The 20,943-nt window shown below is 33.9% G+C and carries 20 protein-coding genes; 16 read left to right on the top strand and 4 right to left on the bottom strand.

The features are described 5' to 3' along the window. Positions 1-5 precede the first annotated feature (5 nt). The 12 genes from LXH21_RS10445 to hisIE all read left to right on the top strand — a co-directional run bounded on the left by LXH21_RS10445 (position 6) and on the right by hisIE (position 11,475). Positions 6-1,124 carry an efflux RND transporter periplasmic adaptor subunit gene (locus tag LXH21_RS10445; protein WP_239865514.1) on the top strand — a complete coding sequence of 373 codons (1,119 nt, stop codon included), beginning with the start codon at positions 6-8 and terminating at the stop codon, positions 1,122-1,124. Between the two features lie 8 nt (positions 1,125-1,132). Further along, a complete protein-coding gene (locus LXH21_RS10440; RefSeq protein ID WP_239865513.1) occupies positions 1,133-2,251 on the top strand; it encodes a VIT1/CCC1 transporter family protein in 1,119 nt (372 codons plus the stop codon). 20 nt (positions 2,252-2,271) lie between these two features. Next, positions 2,272-2,754: a hypothetical protein gene (locus LXH21_RS10435; RefSeq protein WP_239865507.1), complete on the top strand. Its 483-nt coding sequence runs from the start codon at positions 2,272-2,274 to the stop codon at positions 2,752-2,754. A 281-nt stretch (positions 2,755-3,035) separates the two neighbouring features. Beyond that, a complete protein-coding gene (hisG, locus tag LXH21_RS10430; protein ID WP_239865506.1) occupies positions 3,036-3,893 on the top strand; it encodes an ATP phosphoribosyltransferase in 858 nt (285 codons plus the stop codon). 89 nt (positions 3,894-3,982) lie between these two features. Next, positions 3,983-5,281 (top strand): histidinol dehydrogenase, encoded by a 1,299-nt coding sequence (gene hisD, locus LXH21_RS10425; RefSeq protein WP_239865505.1) that lies wholly within the window; start codon positions 3,983-3,985, stop codon positions 5,279-5,281. A 60-nt stretch (positions 5,282-5,341) separates the two neighbouring features. Beyond that, a complete protein-coding gene (hisC, locus tag LXH21_RS10420; RefSeq protein WP_239865504.1) occupies positions 5,342-6,388 on the top strand; it encodes a histidinol-phosphate transaminase in 1,047 nt (348 codons plus the stop codon). Between the two features lie 79 nt (positions 6,389-6,467). Further along, positions 6,468-7,079, top strand: a complete 612-nt coding sequence (locus LXH21_RS10415; RefSeq protein WP_239865503.1) for a hypothetical protein — start codon at positions 6,468-6,470, stop codon at positions 7,077-7,079. Positions 7,080-7,309: 230 nt separating this feature from the next. Beyond that, the gene (gene hisB, locus LXH21_RS10410; protein ID WP_239865502.1) at positions 7,310-8,446 is read left to right on the top strand and encodes a bifunctional histidinol-phosphatase/imidazoleglycerol-phosphate dehydratase HisB; all 1,137 of its coding nucleotides are present in this window, start codon (positions 7,310-7,312) and stop codon (positions 8,444-8,446) included. 67 nt (positions 8,447-8,513) lie between these two features. After that, on the top strand, positions 8,514-9,095 hold the full coding sequence (gene hisH / locus LXH21_RS10405; RefSeq protein ID WP_239865501.1) for an imidazole glycerol phosphate synthase subunit HisH: 582 nt from the start codon (positions 8,514-8,516) through the stop codon (positions 9,093-9,095). Between the two features lie 83 nt (positions 9,096-9,178). Continuing rightward, on the top strand, positions 9,179-9,940 hold the full coding sequence (hisA, locus tag LXH21_RS10400) for a 1-(5-phosphoribosyl)-5-[(5-phosphoribosylamino)methylideneamino]imidazole-4-carboxamide isomerase (RefSeq protein WP_239865499.1): 762 nt from the start codon (positions 9,179-9,181) through the stop codon (positions 9,938-9,940). A gap of 103 nt (positions 9,941-10,043) precedes the next feature. Next, positions 10,044-10,799: an imidazole glycerol phosphate synthase subunit HisF gene (gene hisF, locus LXH21_RS10395; RefSeq protein WP_239865497.1), complete on the top strand. Its 756-nt coding sequence runs from the start codon at positions 10,044-10,046 to the stop codon at positions 10,797-10,799. 76 nt (positions 10,800-10,875) lie between these two features. Next, positions 10,876-11,475: a bifunctional phosphoribosyl-AMP cyclohydrolase/phosphoribosyl-ATP diphosphatase HisIE gene (hisIE, locus tag LXH21_RS10390; protein WP_239865495.1), complete on the top strand. Its 600-nt coding sequence runs from the start codon at positions 10,876-10,878 to the stop codon at positions 11,473-11,475. A 157-nt stretch (positions 11,476-11,632) separates the two neighbouring features. Here the strand turns inward: hisIE and LXH21_RS10385 are convergent, their stop codons facing one another. Next, entirely contained in the window at positions 11,633-12,073 is a 441-nt protein-coding gene (locus LXH21_RS10385; RefSeq protein WP_239865493.1) for a helix-turn-helix domain-containing protein, read from the bottom strand. 311 nt (positions 12,074-12,384) lie between these two features. On the opposite strand from LXH21_RS10385, the gene LXH21_RS10380 reads away from it, so the two are divergent. From LXH21_RS10380 to LXH21_RS10365, 4 genes are all read left to right on the top strand, one after another. Then, positions 12,385-13,539 carry a M14 family metallopeptidase gene (locus LXH21_RS10380; RefSeq protein ID WP_239865491.1) on the top strand — a complete coding sequence of 385 codons (1,155 nt, stop codon included), beginning with the start codon at positions 12,385-12,387 and terminating at the stop codon, positions 13,537-13,539. A 79-nt stretch (positions 13,540-13,618) separates the two neighbouring features. Further along, complete coding sequence (locus tag LXH21_RS10375; protein WP_072943262.1) at positions 13,619-14,098, top strand: Lrp/AsnC family transcriptional regulator; 480 nt, start codon at positions 13,619-13,621, stop codon at positions 14,096-14,098. Positions 14,099-14,187: 89 nt separating this feature from the next. Then, entirely contained in the window at positions 14,188-16,773 is a 2,586-nt protein-coding gene (locus LXH21_RS10370) for a phosphoenolpyruvate carboxylase (RefSeq protein ID WP_239865488.1), read from the top strand. Between the two features lie 11 nt (positions 16,774-16,784). Next, on the top strand, positions 16,785-17,300 hold the full coding sequence (locus LXH21_RS10365; RefSeq protein ID WP_239865487.1) for a DinB family protein: 516 nt from the start codon (positions 16,785-16,787) through the stop codon (positions 17,298-17,300). A 51-nt stretch (positions 17,301-17,351) separates the two neighbouring features. On the opposite strand, the gene recQ is transcribed toward LXH21_RS10365, so the two are convergent. The 3 genes from recQ to LXH21_RS10350 all read right to left on the bottom strand — a co-directional run bounded on the left by recQ (position 17,352) and on the right by LXH21_RS10350 (position 20,930). Beyond that, on the bottom strand, positions 17,352-19,466 hold the full coding sequence (recQ, locus tag LXH21_RS10360; RefSeq protein WP_239865486.1) for a DNA helicase RecQ: 2,115 nt from the start codon (positions 19,464-19,466) through the stop codon (positions 17,352-17,354). 84 nt (positions 19,467-19,550) lie between these two features. Further along, entirely contained in the window at positions 19,551-19,949 is a 399-nt protein-coding gene (locus LXH21_RS10355; protein WP_239865485.1) for a DNA primase, read from the bottom strand. Positions 19,950-19,958: 9 nt separating this feature from the next. Beyond that, positions 19,959-20,930 (bottom strand): deoxyhypusine synthase family protein, encoded by a 972-nt coding sequence (locus tag LXH21_RS10350; RefSeq protein ID WP_239865484.1) that lies wholly within the window; start codon positions 20,928-20,930, stop codon positions 19,959-19,961. Between the last annotated feature and the right edge of the window lie 13 nt (positions 20,931-20,943).

Genomic DNA, 20,943 nt, shown 5'->3' with positions numbered 1-20,943 from the left:
TTATAATGAAAAACATACTATATATACTATCATTTTGCCTGCTTACTGTTTCATGCAAAGAAACTAAAACGGAAGAAGCGCCAGAGAAAAATGACAATTTGATTCGAGTTACTGCCGCGCAATTTCAGTCAGGGAACATGCAAATCGCTTCAGCGGCTGAACAAGATTTTGATGTAACCGTAAAAACTTCAGGAAAGATTGATGTACCGCCGCAAAATAGAGCACAAATAACTTCTTTTATAGGAGGTTATGTGAAGTCAACAACACTTTTGGTTGGAGATAAAGTGAAGAAAGGCCAAGCATTACTGACTTTAGAAAACACAGAATTTTTAGATATTCAAAAAGAATATTTAGACGTAGCCGAGCAAATTAATTATTTAAAATCCGAATACGAGCGCCAGAAAACCTTATTCGATGAAAAAATAACTTCTCAAAAGAATTATTTAAAAGCCGAGAGTGAGTATCGCAGGGCCAAAGGAATGTATCAAAGTTTAAGAGCAAAGTTAATTATGCTTAATATTAGCCCTACGAAAGTTGAAAAAGGAAAATTAACCTCTGTTATTACTATTTATTCACCTATATCGGGTGATATTGTAGTGATGAATGCTAATGTAGGCATGCATGTTTCCCCTGCAGACGTGATACTTGATATTATTCAAACATCACATTTACATTTAGAATTAAATGTTTATGAAAAAGACATTTTGAAAGTAAAAGAAGGACAAAAGATTAAATTTACGGTTCCCGAATCTTCCAAAGAAACATTTAATGCCGAAGTACATTTAGTGGGTAAGTCTATCGAAGGAAATGAGCGCACGATTAATGTTCATGGACATTTAGACGAGAAAATGACCCAAAAACTAATCACAGGGATGTTTGTTGAAGCAGGGATTGTTGTTGATTCTAAGAAAGGATTGGCTATTCCTGTGGAGGCTCTTATCACTGAAAACAATAAAAACTTCGTACTTTTATTGAAAGATGATAGAAACAATAGCTACGCTTTTCAAAAAACAGCAGTTAGTGTAGGAGAACATAGTGATAATTATGTTGAAATTATACCAAATAATAAAATCAATGCTTCATCTAAGATTTTGATTAAAGGCGTTTTTGATATATCTAATTAATCACTACTATGGATTTAAAAAAACTTAAAGGACAATTACAAATAGAAGTAGATACAGCGTTTTTGTATGAAAGTATTGCCGTTGCTCAGTCGGATGAGAATTTGATAAGAGTTTTAGAAAGTTTAGGTCAAATAGAAAAAGGACATGCCGCGCAGATGCTTGAAAAAGTAGTAGGTATTGAACCCAGTTATAAAATGCCTTCGCCCTCCTTGAGAGCCAAATTGCAGTTAAAACTAGGTAAAATATTCGGATACGGATCTATTATCAGTAGTTTATCTAATATTGAAAAACAATTTGCAGTCAATGCAATAAAAAACAAATTGAAATCTGGCGAAAAGCCCAATGGTTTTGAACATAATCATCTCAAAATTATAGAAGCGGTAAACGATAATGCAGCTTTAAATGTATCAGGAGGTTTATTATCCAAGTTCGAAAGTCGCCACAAGTCTGTAGGTGGGAATGCATTGCGTGCGGCAGTTTTAGGCTCAAATGATGGTTTAGTTTCGAATATGAGCTTAGTGATGGGAGTTGCAGGTGCGGCCGTTTCTAACAACACCATTTTATTAACTGGATCCGCAGGTTTACTGGCTGGAGCTATTTCGATGGCTCTTGGAGAATGGTTATCTGTTCAAAGTTCTAGAGAACTAAACCAACGCCAAATAGATTTGGAAACTGAAGAGTTAGCCGCTTCACCCGAGGAAGAAAAGAAAGAGCTCGTTTTATTGTATCAAGCCAAAGGAATGAATAAGGAAGAGGCGCAAAAATTAGCAGAAAAAGCATTTGAGAATCCGCAATCTGCTATCGAGGCCATTATTACTGAAGAATTAGGAATTGATAAAAAAGAATTAGGAGGATCGGCATGGGAAGCAGCAATAGCCTCTTTTATATTGTTTTCAATTGGAGCAATCATCCCCTTGTATCCATTTATAATTTTAGATGGAAAAAATGCTATATATTTGAGTGTCGGCAGCAGTTTTGTAGGCTTATTTGGTATAGGAGCAGCTATAACGTTATTAACAGGTAAGAGCGCTTTATTCTCAGGTATAAGGCAAGTTTCATTTGGTTTAGCAGCTGCGGCAATAACCTATGGCATAGGATCATTAATTGGAGTCTCTCTAGCAGGATAAATAATAGTAATTTGATAAATATGAACGATGCACATTTGCACTTAATGGTCAATCATTTTCCAATTGTTGGATTGATTTTTGGATTTGGAATCTTAATCTCAGGTCTTTATTTTCGAAATAACGGAATTAAAAATACCGCTTATTCGATATTCATTGTAGCGGCGATAGCGGCTTTTTTAAGTATGTATACTGGTGAAGGAGCAGAAGAATTGGTAGAAGATATGCCTAATATTGGTCAACAAATAGTACATACTCATGAAGAATTTGCAGAGAAGCTTGCAATACTGTTATATATTACAAGTGTTTTATCCATCTATGGTTTTTACCTCAATGTTAAAATTCATTCTAGGGCGCGGTTGATTTCGATCATAGTTCTGGTAATCGCTGCCATTGCTTTGGTTTTTGCTTTAAAGACGGGAGAATCAGGAGGAGATATAAGACATACAGAAATTCGATCATCTGCTGTAAGAGCAACTCCAATTAAGTATAGCGAAGAGGAATGATTTAACAATATCTTGTTTATAAGTGTAATAAAAATTGCGTCATATTTAAAATAAAAAGTATATTTGCAATGGAAACAAAAAAAATAGTTCAACATTAATCGTATGTTATCAAATCAATTGCATCATCATCATTCTCATTATTGCTCTCAAGCGATGTGTTAATGGTATGCATGTAAATCATCATATTAAAAAACCCGTTTGAGCACATCAAACGGGTTTTTCATTGTGTGTTAAGTCCTTTGTGCTCAAACACATTCAATAAATCATAAAAAAATAAAAAAATGAGTACGTTAAAAATTGCAATTCAAAAATCAGGTAGATTAAACGAAGAAAGTATTCAAATCCTTAAAGATGCTGGTATTTCTATCAACAATGGTATTGATCAGTTGAAAGCGGAAGCTTCAAATTTTCCTTTGGAAGTTTTGTATTTAAGAAATTCAGATATTCCTCAATATTTGATTGATGGTGTAGTAGATATCGCCATCGTCGGAGATAATTTATTAGTTGAAAAAGGAAAAAATATAGAAGTAATCCAGAAATTAGGGTTTTCAAAATGTAAAGTTTCAATCGCTGTACCTAAAGCTTTTGAATACAATTCAATTCAAGATTTGAATGGATTGCGTGTTGCCACTTCGTATCCAAATACAGTGATCGATTTTTGTAAATCAAAAGGAGTTACTGTTGATATTCACCAAATTTCTGGTTCTGTTGAAATCGCACCAAATATTGGTCTTGCCGATGCCATTGTAGACATTGTTTCAAGTGGAAGTACGTTGTTTAAAAACAATTTGAAAGAAGTAGAAGTAATCTTTAAAAGTGAAGCAGTTTTAGCGGTTTCTCCAAAAGTATCTCCGGAAGCTCAAAAAATCATAGATACATTAAAATTCAGAATCGAATCTGTTTTAAGAGCGCGTAAATCAAAATACATTTTGATGAACGTACCAAATGATAAAATTGAGGCGATTAGTAATATTCTTCCTGTTTTGAAAAGTGCTACGGTTATGCCATTAGCGCAAGCAGGTTGGAGCAGTGTACACACAGTAATTGATAAAGATACTTTCTGGGAAGTTATTGATCAATTGAAAGAAGCAGGTGCCGAAGGAATTTTGGTTTGCCCAATTGAGAAAATGGTTTTGTAAAGCTATTAGCTTGTAGCAGATAGCTATTGGCAATAGAACGTGAAATAAGTGCTAAAAGGCATAGGCCCATAGCCAAAAGCTAAAAAAAAATGAATAAAATATACAATCCAACTCCAGATTCTTGGACTTCTATTTTAGAAAGGCCAACGAAAACGGTTAATGATATTGAAGGTACGGTAAAAGAGATTTTCGCTGCTGTTCAAAAAGATGGTGATTTGGCTGTAGCCAAATATACAAGCCAATTTGACGGTGTGAGTTTTGAAAATATTGAAGTAACGACAGCTGAAATTGAAACAGCAGTCGCTAGCTTATCGAATGATTTGAAAGAGGCAATTGCGTTGGCAAAAGCCAATATCGAAACCTTCCATCAAGCTCAAAAAACAACTCGCGTTTCGGTAGAAACCGCAGTTGGTGTTCAATGCTGGCAAGAAAAACGACCAATTCAAAAAGTTGGTTTGTATATTCCAGGCGGAACAGCACCTTTGTTTTCAACAGTTTTAATGTTGGCTGTACCTGCTAAAATTGCGGGTTGTAACGAGATTGTTCTATGTTCACCACCAGATAAAAACGGAAATATTAATCCTGCGATTTTGTATGCTGCTCATTTATGTGGTGTTACTAAGATCATCAAAGTAGGAGGGATTCAAGCCATTGCCGGAATGACTTTTGGAACGAAAGCGATTCCAAAAGTGTATAAAATTTTCGGACCTGGAAATCAATATGTGACAGTAGCCAAACAATTAGCCACTCAGTTTGGTGTAGCAATTGATATGCCAGCTGGACCATCAGAGTTATTAGTTGTGGCAGATGATACTGCTGTGCCTGCTTTTGTAGCTTCAGATTTGCTTTCTCAAGCTGAGCATGGTGTTGATAGTCAAGTAATTTTGGTAGCTACATCTAAAGCGTTGATTGATGCTGTTGAAAAAGAAATCGAATTGCAATTGGAGCAATTACCCCGCAAAGAAATAGCTGAAAAAGCAATTGCAAATTCTAAATTGATTTATGTCGAAAATGACAAAATTGCTTTGGATTTAATTGATGAATATGGTCCTGAACACTTTATTATTTGCGTGAAAGATGAAGATTTTTATGTAGACAATATCGGAAATGCAGGTTCTGTTTTTATCGGGAATTACACACCTGAAAGTGCTGGTGACTATGCTTCGGGTACCAATCATACCTTACCTACCAATGGCTATGCAAAAAATTACAGCGGTGTCAACCTCGATAGTTTTATGAAGTCAATGACGTTCCAGAAAATATCTGCTATTGGAATTCAGAATATCGGTACAGCTATTGAATTGATGGCAGAAGCTGAAGGGTTACAAGCACACAAAAATGCAGTTACATTAAGATTAGCATCCTGCGAGGTTTCAAAAACCTTGTAGGTATTTACAATAATCAGACCTACAAGGTTTTATAAACTTTGCAGGAATATAATTAGAAATATGAAAAATTTCGACATAAATAATTTAGTTCGTGTGAATGTGAAGGTATTGAAGCCGTATTCCTCAGCACGTGATGAGTTTGAAGATTTTGATACTGCCAACATGATTTTCTTGGATGCCAATGAAAATCCGTATGAAAATGGTGTGAATCGCTATCCTGATCCCCAACAAAGCAGTGTGAAAGCAGTTTTGGCAAAAAACAAAGGATTGAATACCAATCAAATTTTGTTAGGAAACGGAAGTGATGAAGTGTTGGATTTATTGTTTAGAGCTTTTTGCGAGCCTAAAGAAGACAATGTAATCAGTTTGCCACCTACCTACGGTATGTATGGTGTTTTGGCAAATATCAATAATGTAGAACATAAAGAAATTGTACTTTCAGAGGCTTTTCAGCCAAAAGTAGAAGCGATTGTAGAAGCGGTTACGCCGAATACGAAAATTATCTTTTTGTGTTCGCCAAACAATCCAACAGGAAATTCATTTACAACAGAAAGTGTAACTACGATCTTAGAAAGCTTTAATGGTTTTGTAGTTATTGACGAAGCGTATATTGACTTTTCTGATAAAGCGAGTTGGTTGGCAAAACTAGACCAGTATCCGAATTTAATCATAACACAAACGCTTTCTAAAGCGTATGGTTTAGCAGGAATTCGTTTAGGTATTTGTTATGGTTCGCCTGAAGTTATTGCAGTTTTGAATAAGATCAAACCTCCTTATAACGTAAATGAACTAACGCAACAAAGAGCTTTAGAACGTTTGCAAAACCAAACTAAAATTGATAATGAAATCACTTCAATTATAGCGCAAAGAGAATCTTTACTTCAAGTATTGAATGAAGTATCTTTTGTGAAGAAAATTTATCCTAGCGAAGCTAATTTCATCTTAGCTAAAGTAGATAATGCCAACAAACGTTATGATGAATTGATTGCTAAAGGAATTGTGATTCGCAATAGAACGACACAGCCATTATGCGAAAACTGTTTGCGTTTTACAATTGGAACGGAAGAGGAGAATAAGAAGTTGATGGAGGCTTTGAAAAGTATTTAATACAACCCTATCAGGGTTTCAAACCCTGATAGGGTTACTTGTAATAGAGTTAATATATATTAATTTGTAATTTTATAAAATGGAAGTAAAGCAACCGATAGAATATGGTAATTATTATCATATTTACAACAGAGGTAATAACGGAATTGATGTTTTTTTATCAATTGAAAATTACAACCATTTTTTAAAGTTATATGCTAAATATATTGAGCCTATTGCCGAAACTTTTGCTTGGTGTTTATTGAAAAATCATTTTCATATTTTGGTAAGAATCAAAGAGCAAAGTGAAATTGTAAATGAAGAATTGAGTTATACAACAACTGAAAAGCCGAAAGTAATTAATCCGTCAAGGCAGTTTTCACATTTATTTAATGCTTATACACAAGCTGTAAATAAAAGACATAATAGAACTGGTAGTTTATTTGAAGCTTCATTTGAAAGAAAGCTCGTTTCATCAGAGCGGTATTTTAAACAATTAATTTTTTATATTCACAACAATCCTGTTCATCACGGTTTTGTAACGAGTATGAATTTATATCCTTGGTCGTCTTACGAGACCATTATTTCAGATAAGCCTACAAAACTTAAAAGAAAAGAAACGATTGAAGTTTATGGTGATGTAGAAGATTTTATTCGATATCATAGTGAAAAACAAAATTTGAACGAGATTACTGATTTGATTATTGAATAATGACCACGTACTCACCCTGTCAGGGTTGAAAATAAAGATTTCATTTTGCGTGAGGGATAGAAGTGGAGCTCTTTTTTATTTGCATTTTTTTGCAAATAAAAAAAGCGGGAACGGATAGCCCGACCCGAAGGGGCACGCCCAAATAAATGTATTTATTCAAATAGGATAAATTAAAACAAATAACACAACTAGCTAAAGGCCAAAAGCTAACAGCTAAAAGCTTATATAAAATGAAAAAAGTACTTTTTATCGATCGTGATGGAACGATTGTTTTGGAACCAGAAGGATACCAATTGGACAGCTTGGATAAATTAGAGTTTTATCCAAAATCCTTTCAGTATTTGGCTAAAATTGCCAACGAATTGGATTTTGAATTGGTAATGGTAACCAATCAAGACGGTTTAGGAACGGATAGTTTTCCTGAAGACACGTTTTGGCCAACCCAAAATTTCATTTTGAGAGCTTTTCAGAATGAAGGAGTATTGTTTGATGATATTTTTGTAGATCGTTCGTTTCCTGAGGACAATGCGCCCACGCGTAAGCCACGCACAGGAATGTTGACGAAATACATTGACAACCCAAATTACGATTTAGCAAACTCGTTTGTATTAGGAGATCGTTTGACAGATGTAGAATTGGCTAAGAATCTAGGTACGAAAGCAATTTTCATGAACGATTCTGATGGTGCTGGTAGCGAAGAAATCAGTGCTAAAAGAGAAGAGTTAGACGAAACTATTGTTTTGCAGTCTATGGATTGGAAAAAGATATATGAGTTCTTAAAATTGGAAGAACGTACAGCTTCGATCACGAGAAAAACACACGAAACAGATATTTACATCAAATTGAACTTAGATGGAACAGGTCAAAGTAAGATTGATACCGGAATCGCTTTTTTTGACCATATGTTAGACCAAATTTCGCGTCACGGACAAATGGATTTAGAAATTAAAGTGGTTGGTGATCTTGAAGTCGATGAGCATCATACTATTGAAGACACTGCAATTGCGCTAGGCGAAGTGTATGCCAAAGCACTTGGAAATAAATTAGGAATTGAGCGTTACGGTTTTTGTTTGCCAATGGATGATTGCTTGGCACAAGTAGCCATTGATTTTGGGGGTAGAAACTGGTTGATTTGGGAAACCGAATTCAAACGTGAAATGGTAGGAAAGATGCCAACAGAGATGTTTTTCCACTTTTTTAAATCATTCTCAGATGGTGCAAAAGCAAATATTAACATCAAAGCCGAAGGTGATAATGAACATCATAAAATTGAAGCGATCTTTAAAGCGTTTGCTAAAGCAATAAAAGTAGCGGTGAAACGTGATACAGAGAAAATGATATTGCCATCAACGAAAGGGATGTTGTAATGGCCGCGGGCATTCAGCTATGGGCAACCAGCTCACAGCCGAAAGCGCTGAGCCGAAAACTAAATAAATGAAAATAGTTATTATAAATTACGGAGCAGGAAACATTCAAAGCATTATGTTTGCCATCGAAAGATTAGGTTTTCATGCTGTTTTGAGTAATGATCCAGCCGAAATCAAAGCGGCAGACAAAGTGATTTTTCCAGGCGTAGGAGAGGCGAGTTACGCCATGAATATGTTACGCAAAAGCGGCTTGGACAGTTTGATTCCGACCTTGACGCAACCTGTTTTGGGAATTTGTTTGGGTATGCAGTTGATGTGTCATCATTCTGAAGAAGGAGATACGACTGGTTTGGGAATTTTTGATGTCAACGTTTATAAATATACCGATAAAGTAAAAGTGCCGCAAATGGGATGGAACACGATCTATAATTTAAAATCGGGTTTATTTAAAGATATTGCCGAAAACGAGTACATGTATTTGGTACACAGTTTTTACGCGCCACTTTGTAAAGAAACGATTGCTACGACTAATTATGAAGTCGAATATTCTTCGGCTTTGGAAAGTGATAATTTCTTTGGAACACAATTTCACCCTGAAAAAAGTGGTGATGTGGGAGAAAAAATTCTTAAAAACTTTCTAGAATTATAAAGTATTTCAACTACGAGAATTTATTTGAATATAATAATTTAGCGGAATGAGATTGCTTCGTTCCTCGCAATGACAATAAAAAAATGAGAATCATACCAGCTATAGACATCATCGACGGAAAATGCGTTCGCTTATCCAAAGGAGATTACAATACCAAAATTATTTACAACGAAAATCCGTTGGAAGTAGCCAAAGAATTTGAGGCACACGGAATCGAATATTTGCATTTAGTTGATCTCGACGGTGCGAAATCAAGTCGTATTATCAATCATAAAATTTTGGAGCAAATTGCAACACAAACCAACTTAAAAATTGACTTTGGTGGTGGACTAAAATCGGATGAAGATTTGAAAATTGCTTTTGAGAGTGGTGCCAATCAAATTACAGGAGGAAGCATCGCGGTTAAAAATCGTGAAATTTTCGAAAAATGGATTGCCAAATTTGGCGCAGACAAAATTATTTTGGGAGCTGATGCGAATAATGAAAAAGTAGCTGTTTCTGGATGGTTGGAAGAATCGGATCAAGAGTTGGTGCCGTTTATTCAAGGATATCAGTCAAAAGGAATAGAGTATGTTATTTGTACGGATATTGCCAAAGACGGAATGCTAGAAGGTCCTAGTTTTGATTTGTATAAGAAACTTATTAATCAATGCACTGTCACTTCGAGCGGAGTCGAGAAGTTGGCGCAAGCCGAAGGGTTAAAATTAATCGCTTCAGGTGGAATTTCCACTTTTGATGAATTGCCAAAATTAGCCGAATTAGGTTGCGAAGGAACGATTATTGGTAAAGCGATTTACGAAGGAAGAATCTCGTTGAAACAACTTGAAAATTTTATAATACGATAGAATATTTCACAAAGATGCGCAAAGAAATCACAGAGATTATTAAAGAATCTTAGTGCATCTCTGCTAGAGCTTTGTGAATCTCTGTGTAATAACAATATTAAAGATGCTTACAAAAAGAATAATACCCTGTTTAGATATAAAAAATGGTCGAACGGTAAAAGGCGTAAATTTCGTAGATTTGCGTGATGCTGGTGATCCTGTGGAATTGGCTAAAATTTATTCAGATGAAGGGGCGGATGAATTGGTTTTTCTAGACATATCGGCAACCGAAGAAAGAAGACGTACTTTGTTTGATTTGGTGCGAAAAGTAGCGGCTACGATCAATATTCCGTTTACGGTTGGAGGTGGAATTTCGGCTGTGGAAGATGTGGAAGAATTGTTGCAAAATGGTGCTGATAAAGTATCAATCAATTCATCAGCGGTTAAAAATCCGCAACTGATAAACGATTTGGCTCAGAAATTTGGTAGCCAATGTGTAGTCGTTGCGATTGATGCCAAGCAAATTGATGGTCAATGGATCGTACATTTGGTGGGTGGAAAAGTACCGACTGAACTAAATTTGTTCGATTGGGCTAAAGAAGTAGAGCAACGAGGTGCAGGAGAAATCCTTTTTACTTCAATGAATAATGATGGAACCAAAAGCGGATTTGCAAATGAAGCCTTGGCCAAATTGTCAAGTTTAGTTAATATTCCGATTATTGCTTCGGGTGGTGCTGGAAATGTACAACACTTTGTAGATACTTTTGTAGATGGAAAAGCAGATGCAGCTCTAGCAGCTAGTGTTTTTCACTTTAAAGAAATCGAAATAAAAGCATTGAAACAAGAATTAAAAAATAATAACATTGAGGTAAGAATTTAAAGGGACGAGCATTGAAGCTTTTATACTTCAGCTCCATAACTTCTAATTTCTAACTTCGAATCTCAAAAATTAAGTAATGGAAATAGATTTTTCTAAAAGCGCACACGGGTTAATTCCAGCAATTATTCAAGATAGTGAAACAAAAAACGTTTTGATGTTAGGATATATGAATGCCGAAGCCTATCAAAAAACAGTTGAAACAGGGAAAGTAACATTCTTCAGCCGTTCCAAACAAAGACTTTGGACGAAGGGAGAAGAAAGTGGAAATTTCTTGAACTTGGTAGATATTAAAAACGACTGTGATGGCGATACATTATTGATTCAGGCGCAACCCGTCGGACCTACTTGTCATACAGGTGCTGATACCTGCTGGCAAACGCCCAACGATGCTTCTTATGGCTTTATATCGAAATTAGAAGATACTATTCAAACTCGAAAAGAAAATGCTGACTCTGAAAAAAGTTACGTAGCTTCCTTATTTAAATTGGGAATGAATAAAATCATTCAAAAAGTAGGTGAAGAAGCAGTTGAAGTGGTTATTGAAGCCAAAGACAATAATGATGATTTGTTCTTAGGCGAGAGTGCTGATTTATTATTTCATTATTTAATTTTATTACAAGCCAAAGGATTTAAATTAGACGATATTGTAAATGTTTTGAAAAGCCGTCAGAAGTAAACTAGACTTCATTATATAGTAAAGCTCAGATTTTTATAATCTGGGCTTTTTTTTTGTCTTTTAAAAATTGTTATAATTTTAATTTCATAACTGTTTACTTCCAATTGATTGATTTAAAAATTGAAGTTAGTAAAGCGCTCTTTATTTTGGTCACTTTTTATTTGGAAAGATAGCTCTTAAAAGTACCGTTTGTGTAGAATACTACAATCTTCTCTACAATCAGTTCAGACGTTAAAATAGGGGTCATGTTTTCTTCAGATCTTATTTCTTTTACTTCTTGTGTAGCGCCAGTTTTTTGTTCCGTAAATAGATCTGTTGATGGTTTTGTATTATTAACTGATGGAGCAGGAGAATCTTCATCTGACTGTTCGATCTTCGGAAAACTTCCTTTTCCATTTAACATCCAATACAAATCAACCTCTGGAAATTCTTCTAATATTTTAAGTATAAAATCTAAACTTGGTTTATTTCTACCCGAGAGTAAGTGCGACAAGCTAGATCGTTGCACACCAATTTTATCTGCAAATGCAGAAGCGTTTAAATTATAATACTCTAAAATAATTTCCAACCTTTTAATGAATTCTTCGGTGTTTACCATTGTGAAATCGCTTATCGTGATATGTAATTACAAATGTAATCAATTAAAGGATGCTATTCAAAATTACAGATGTAAATAGCCGAAATAAGTTTAAAATATTAAAATAAAAAGTTTAATTGATGCTGTTTAAATTACTGAAATATATATAATTAAGTGCTTAAAATAAAATTATACACAATTGTCAATTATTAGTAATTCTTATGGACTTTTGTGTAGATTAAAATTGTTTACAATTATAATTATTTTTCAATTTTCACAATTTACAATTGTAAAAATAAAGTTGTTTACTTTTGTAAATCAAATTATATGACATGAATTTAGAACAATTGTTCCTAGAAAATAAAGAGCAATCAATAGCGGGAAGGTATCTTACTTTAGATAAAATCAAACCATTATTAGATCGTCTAAATGCTAATAACGAATTAACAGTTGTTGGTAGATCGGTAATGAATGAGCCTATTTACAAATACCAAATTGGTAGTGGAAAAATTAAAATTTTTCTATGGTCTCAAATGCACGGAAATGAAAGTACAACTACAAAAGGGTTATTTGATTTCTTTAATGTATTGAAATCAGGATCGGATTTAGCTACTCAATTATTAACTGATTTCACTTTTTGTGCACTTCCAATGTTGAATCCTGATGGGGCACGATTATATACACGTGAGAATGCAAATAAAGTGGATTTAAACAGGGATTCTCAAGATTTAACGCAGCCAGAAAGTAAGGTGCTTAGAGCAGTTTTCGAAGATTTTAAACCTGACTACTGTTATAATCTACATGATCAACGAACGATTTTTGGTGTTGATAATTCAGGAAAGCCAGCTACGATGTCGTTTTTAGCTCCTTCTTATAACGAGGAACGTGATGTGAATGATTCTCGATTAAAAGCAATTACACTTATTGCGGGTATCAATAATGTATTGCAGTGCTACATACCGGGGCAAGTAGGACGTTTTGATGACTCTTTTAATATTAACTGTATTGGTGATACTTTTCAATATCTAGGAGTGCCTACATTGCTATTTGAAGCTGGTCATTTTCCAGGAGATTATGAGCGCGAAGAAACACGAAAATATGTTTTTATGTCGTTGGTGAGTAGCTTTAAGATACTTAGCGAAAACGATATAGTTTCTAGTGGAATTGATAATTATTTAAATATTCCTCAAAATAAACAGTCTTTTTATGATTTTATATATAAAAACATAAAAATAAATTATGATAGTAATGAAAAAAAAACGAATTTTGCTGCACAGTATAAGGAGGAGTTGATTGATGGTAAAATTCAATTTAACGCTTATATTATAGAGATTGGGGAATTGGAAAATCGTTTTGGTCATCATGTATATGATCTAGGTGGAGTTGCACTGAACGATGCAGAAGGAGAGAGTCTCGAATTAAACAAAAAAGCTGATTTCTGTTTGAAAAATAACACGAAATTTGTTAATGGATTGATAAAAAAGTAATATTTTGCATCTTTTATTAGTTTTTATGTATATTTATAAAGTACGTAAAAATCGATAATTAAAATTAATTTTAAGATATATGAGTAAGTTCCGTTTAGATGAAGTAGATCATCAGATTTTAGACATGTTAATAGATAACACAAGAGTACCTTTTACAGATATTGCCAAGAAATTATTGATTTCTGCTGGTACAGTTCACGTAAGGGTTAAGAAAATGGAGGATGCAGGAATTATCATGGGTTCGTCTTTGGTATTGGACTATGATAAATTAGGGTATTCTTTTATCGCTTATGTTGGTGTTTTTCTAAATAATACTTCTCAAACTAAATTTGTTTTGGAACGTATTAATGAAATTCCGTTTGTTACTGTAGCTTCAGTAACTACTGGGAAATTTAATATTTTCTGTAAAATTAGAGCTAAAGATACTAAGCATGCTAAAGATGTTATCTTTATGATTGATGATATTGATGGTGTTTACAGAACCGAAACTATGATTTCTCTTGAGGAAAGCATTAACGATAAAAAGCGTTTGATGCATACCATCTTCAAAAACATGTAATTGACTTATAATGCTATATTTTTAATATAACCTTAAGTTAATTCTTGAGGTTATTTTTTTATAAACCCATCAATAAACAAATAATAAATATGTACATAAACCCAAAAATTGAACGATTTAATGAACATGTTCTTTCGAAATATAATATTTATAACAGTGTTTTTATAACGTTACCATTTGATTCTATTGACAATACAGGTGTGATGCTTCCTCTATTCACAGATGTATGTGAGTCAGGTTTTAAAAAGCAACAAACTCCTAAAGAGATTATGGAGTTTTTCTCAAGTAAGTATTTGACTTCTAATAGTGAGAAAGACAAATTAGATTTAATGTTTCGTTTTATTCAGTACATTGAACGTCAGATCGTATTGTTTGACGCAGTGGAGGATGCTGCCTTTTCTACCGTCAATAATATGGAGGGTAGAGGCTCTTTGAGAGATATAAAAGAAAAAACAGATGCAAAAGGGAAGCAAGAGGAATTAATTGAATTTTTTAAAGGATTTAATATTAGAACTGTACTTACTGCACATCCAACTCAGTTTTATCCAGGTTCTGTGTTAGGGATTATTAATGATTTAACAGATGCTATTAGAGAGAACAACTTATTAAGAATCAAACAACTTCTTGCTCAATTAGGTAAAACACCTTTTATCAAAAATGAGAAGCCTAATCCTTATGATGAAGCAGTTAGTTTAATTTGGTACTTAGAAAATGTATTTTATCCTACTTCTAGTGATATGATTCATTATTTACAAAAAAATGTTTTCCCTGGACAAACTATAGATAATCCAATCGTAAAATTAGGTTTTTGGCCAGGTGGTGACCGTGATGGTAATCCATTTGTTACAACAGAAATTACATTGAAAGTTGCTGATAGTTTGAGAACTTCCATCTTAAAATGTTATTACATCGAAGTGCGTAAATTGAAGAGAAAATTAACTTTCTTCAATGTAGATGTATTAATTGCTGAGTTAGAAAATAAATTATATCGTTCTGTTTTTTATTCGAAAGGAGATATTTTTATCACCTTAGATGAGTTAAAAGGGCAATTGAGCAAAATTAGAAGCATTGTTGTTGAACAACATGAATCGCTATATTTGGATGAATTAGAAGCATTGATTATCAATGTTAATTTGTTCGGTTTCTATTTTGCTACTTTAGATATTCGTCAAAACAGTAGAATTCACGATGCAGTTTTTAGAGATGTATTTGATTTCTACCAAAGTAATGATGCTTCAGTTTTCCCTACAAATTATTATGATTTGTCTGAGCAAGAGAAATTTGATGTATTATCATCTGTTAAAGGGAATTTAGAGTCAAAAGACTTTGAAAATGAAATGACCCGTGCGACAATTGAATCAATTCAAGCAATCAAAGTAATTCAAGCTAAAAATGGTGAAGAAGGTGCAAACCGTTATATAATTAGTAATAACGAGAGTGCGTTGAATGTAATGGAAACATTGGCTATGATTCATTTGACAGATTGGGAAAAACCAACTGTAGATGTTGTGCCATTGTTTGAATCTGTTGATGATTTATTAGATGCACACAATATCATGGAGAAGTTATATACGAATCCTATGTATGCTGCACACTTGAAGAGTAGAAAGAATATCCAAACAATTATGCTAGGTTTTTCTGACGGTACTAAGGATGGTGGATACTTGATGGCCAACTGGAGTATTTATCAGGCAAAAGAAGCTTTGACTGCTATCTCTAGAAAATATGATGTCGAAGTTATATTTTTTGATGGTCGTGGTGGACCACCTGCTCGTGGTGGAGGTAAAACACATAAATTCTATGCGTCCCTAGGGCCTGCAATCGAAAATAAAGAAATACAAATTACAGTACAAGGACAAACGATTAGTTCTAATTTTGGTACTTTGGATTCTTGTCGTTACAACTTAGAAAATTTACTAAGTGCTGGTGTTACTAACCAAGTGTTTAATAAAGACAAAAATATATTAGCTCCAGAGGATAAAATCGTAATGGACAAATTGTCTAATTTAGGATATGAGAAGTATTTGAATTTTAAAAATCATCCTCAGTTCATACCTTACTTAGAGCAAATGAGTACCTTAAAGTACTATGCAAAAACAAATATCGGAAGTCGTCCTTCAAAGAGAAGTAAGTCTGCTGAATTGGATTTCAAAGATTTAAGAGCGATTCCATTTGTAGGTTCATGGAGTCAATTGAAGCAAAATGTTCCTGGTTTTTATGGAGTAGGTGCCGCATTGAAACATTATGAAGAAGCAGGCGAATGGGATAAAGTTCAGGCGTTATATGATAATTCAATGTTCTTTAGAACCTTGCTAGAAAACAGTATGATGTCATTGGCTAAATCATTTTTCCCATTAACAGCTTACATGAAAAGTGATCCTGTTTTTGGAGAATTTTGGCAAATGATTTACGATGAATTTTTGGATACGAAACGTTTATTATTAAAAATTGCAGGTCATACAGAATTAATGGAGAATTACCCTGATGGTAAAGCTTCTATTGAGATTAGAGAGCGTATCGTGTTACCTTTGTTGACAATACAGCAATATGCGTTATTGCGAATTAATGAGTTGAACAAATCTGATAAGCCAGATGACGCTTTGATTAAAGTATATGAAAAACTTGTTATGCGTTCCCTTTTTGGTAATACAAATGCAAGTAGAAATTCTGCATAAACAATTTTAAAATGAAAGTAAGCGATTTGAATACTACGGAGTATAGTGCCTACTATTCGACTTATATAAATATATTAGAGGAAGAAGATTTGATTGAAGACTTAGAAATAAGTCTTCATCAATTCATCAAGTTTGTTCAAAACATTCCAATGGATAAATTTGATTTTCGATATGAGGAAGGGAAGTGGACAATTAAAGACATTATTCAGCACTTGATTGATTGCGAAAGAGTATTTGCTTATCGTGCCTTAAGAATTTCTAGAAATGACAGCACTGCTTTACCTGGATTTGATGAGAATCAATATGTAGCTAGCACTGATGCTAACTCTAGAGGTATTCAAAATATGTTGGCCGAATTATCAGCTGTACGATTTTCAACATTATACCTGTTTAAAAGTTTTAATAACCACCAATTAGAAAATGTAGGAACAGCATCTGACTGTCAGGTTTCTGTTAGAGCATTAGGTTTTTTGATAATTGGACATCAAAAACACCATCAAAAGATTTTTAAAGAACGGTATCTGTAAGTGCCTCTTGTATAAAGTTTAAAGCCACGAATTCTGAATTCGTGGCTTTTTTTATATATTTTCTTTTTTTGCTATTATTGATAAACTTAATCGGATTTTATCATATGAAATTTCCTCTTCAAAATAATCGAAGTAAGGTTTTAATGCAGTTGGGCTTTCTAAGAAAATCTTAGCTTTTGCAATTCTCTGAACTTCTTTCGTACTTACAAAATTGCTTAAATCAATATCGGCTCCATCTTCATATAATTTTGCAATATGCGACATAACTGTGCTTATTCCTAAATTACGCTGTAATGCAATTTCCTCTACACTTAATCCATTTTCAAGCATTTTAAAAGTTTCCTTGTAAGTAGTCGATGCTTTTTTTTGCTTTACAATTTTTGCTTTTTGGAATTCAATTACAGCATCAATAAATACGTCACCATATTTTTCTAATTTAGCTTTTCCGACACCATCAATTGCTATTAACTCTTCTTCACTCATAGGACGATGTGATTCTATTTCGCGTAGAACAGCATCACTAAAAATTACGTAGGCAGGAACTTTGTCTCTTTTCGAAATCTCATAACGCAGAGTTCGAAGTTTCTCGAATAAAGAATCTTTTTTAGGTTTAATTGCTTTAGATTCTTTACCATTTGCCTTATCGGGAATTTCTTTTTGAATAGTGGTCAGTTGTACTTTTTCACCATTAAATAAAACTTCATGTGCTAAAGGGGTCAATTTTATTTGGTTTTTTAGATGAAAAGCAATTTCACAATAACCTTGATTAATCAGCTGAATAACGTACTGGTTCCAATCGTACCAAGAAACATCGGTTCCAACTCCATATGTTTTTAAATTTTCATATCCCTTTTCAAGAATATAAGCATTTCTAGATCCTCGTAAAAAATCAACAATAACAGGTAAAGCTTCTGATTCCTTTAATCGAATAATGGCAGAAAGTGCTTTTTGTGCTAGAATGGTGCCATCAAAAAATGCTGGTGGATTTTTGCATACATCACAATTGCCACAATTTTCAGTAACAATTTCGCCAAAATACGATAACAGTATTTTTCTACGGCAACTTACTGCGTCGGCGTACTGTTTCATACGTTCCAGCTTGGAAAGCTGAACTTCAGAATTTAAACCTTGAGCAGCAAATTTTTGTAGCTGAATTACATCGCCATAACTTTCGAATAAAACAGTTTCCGACGGTAAACCATCTCTTCCTGCGCGACCAATTTCTTGGTAATAGCCTTCAATATTTTTAGGTAAGTTGTAATGTATAACCCAGCGGACGTTTGATTTGTCAATTCCCATTCCAAATGCAATTGTAGCGCACACAACTTGGCAATCGTCATTAATAAATTCATCCTGGGTTTTGGCTCTCGTATTATTATCCAATCCTGCGTGATAAGCTTTCGCACTAATTCCTCTTTTTTGTAATTTATCTGCAAGCTCTTCGGTTGTCTTTCGACTCAAGCAATAAACGATACCACAATCATTTGGCTTGTGCTCGATAAAATCGATAATTTGTTGCACTCTGTCGAGAGCAGGTCGTACTTCTAAGCTTAAGTTTTTTCTATCAAATGATGAGATTGAAATTACAGGATTGGTTAAATTTAGTTGCTGACTAATATCTTGACGAGTTGCTTTATCGGCTGTTGCTGTAAGGGCCAAAATAGGAGTAGAGGGAAAACGTTTTTTTAAATACCCTAGGTTTGTATATGCCGGTCGAAAGTCATGACCCCATGAAGAAATACAATGTGCCTCATCGATTGCAATCAAACTTATAGTTACTTGATTGAATGTATTTTCTAAATACGACAAACTTTCTGGTGCCACATAAACAAGTTTGTTTTTATGACTTATGATGTTTTCAATATGTTCTTGCTGCTCACTGCTTGATTGACTGCTGTTGATGTAACATGCTTCGATTCCATTGGCTTTCAAACTATCTACTTGATCTTTCATCAAAGCAATTAATGGTGAAATAACAATTGTTAAACCTGGTAGTAGCAATGCTGGTAATTGAAAACAAATAGATTTTCCTCCACCAGTTGGCATTATTGCTAAAGCATCTTTTCCTGTTAAAATAGAATTGATAATTTTTTCTTGATTAGGTCTAAATTTTTCAAAACCAAAATTATCTTTAAGCGTTTCGTGAAGTAGTTCGGAAGTTATCATCTGTAAAGGTAAAGGAGTAAGAAATACAAGTAAAAAAAAAGGAACTCATTGTGGAGTTCCTTTTATATAATTAATTAGAAGAAATTAATCTTCGTCTTCGTCATCTTCGTCATCTGAGCTACGACTGTCGTCAGAATCTTCATCATCATCATCCAAATCTGGCTTGTCAAGATTATCGTCATCATCGTCATCATCATCCATGTCGTCATCAAGATCAACACCTTTGATAGGTGTGATTGGTTCGATTACATCATCAATTTCATCATCTTCATCATAATTCTCAATTCTATCAGCTAGTTTCATACTTACTTTTACTAAATAAATAGTGTCTTCTGTACGTACTTCAACTGCTTCAATCAATTCATTTTTAGCATTTCTAAAACGAATGATATCAGAATCATCGTATCCATCAGGGAAACGTTCAACCAAAAGGTTTAAAATTTCGTTTGTAAGTTTTGCGTAATCAACAATTACTCTTTTCATAATGATAATCTATAAGTCTAATAAATAAGCAAAAATTAATGGTGCTACAATTGTAGCATCAGATTCAATAATAAACTTAGGTGTTTTGATGTCTAATTTACCCCAAGTAATTTTTTCGTTAGGTACTGCTCCAGAATAAGAACCGTAACTCGTCGTTGAGTCAGAAATTTGACAGAAATAGCTCCAGAAAGGAATGTCATGCATTTCCATATCTTGGTATAACATTGGAACCACACAAATTGGAAAATCTCCAGCAATACCACCACCAATTTGGAAAAATCCAATTCCGTTTGCGCTATTTTTAGGGTACCAATCAGATAGGTAAACCATATATTCAATTCCAGACTTCATTGTTGACGCTTTTAGATCGCCTTTGATTACATAGGAAGCAAAGATATTTCCCATCGTACTATCTTCCCAACCTGGAACGATAATAGGTAGGTTTTTCTCTGCGGCTGCATACATCCAACTATCTTTTAAGTCAATTTCATAATATTCTTCAAGAACACCAGAAAGTAACATTTTATACATGAATTCATGTGGAAAGTAACGTTCTCCTTTATCATCAGCATCTTTCCATATTTTGTAAATATGTTTTTGCAAACGACGGAAAGCTTCGTGTTCTGGGATACAAGTATCAGTAACTCTGTTTAATCCACGTTCTAGTAAATCCCATTCATCTTGAGGAGTTAAATCACGGTAGTTAGGAACTCTTTCATAATGTGAGTGAGCTACCAAGTTCATAATGTCTTCTTCAAGATTTGCACCTGTACAAGAAATGATTTGAACTTTATCTTGACGAATAATTTCGGCAAATATTTTACCAATTTCGGCTGTACTCATTGCTCCAGCCATACTTACCATCATTTTAGCTCCATTGGCTAATTGTTGTTCGTATGCTTTTGCTGCATCTACTAATGATGCTGAATTGAAATGCAGATAATGCTTTTCTATAAATTGGCTAATAGGTCCCTTGCTCATTTTATTTTTTTTA

The sequence above is a fragment of the Flavobacterium algicola genome, from assembly GCF_022399565.1.
Lineage (GTDB): Bacteria > Bacteroidota > Bacteroidia > Flavobacteriales > Flavobacteriaceae > Flavobacterium > Flavobacterium algicola.
The sequence above is the reverse complement of the archived record's forward strand: the minus strand, read 5'-3'. Positions and strand labels throughout refer to the sequence as shown.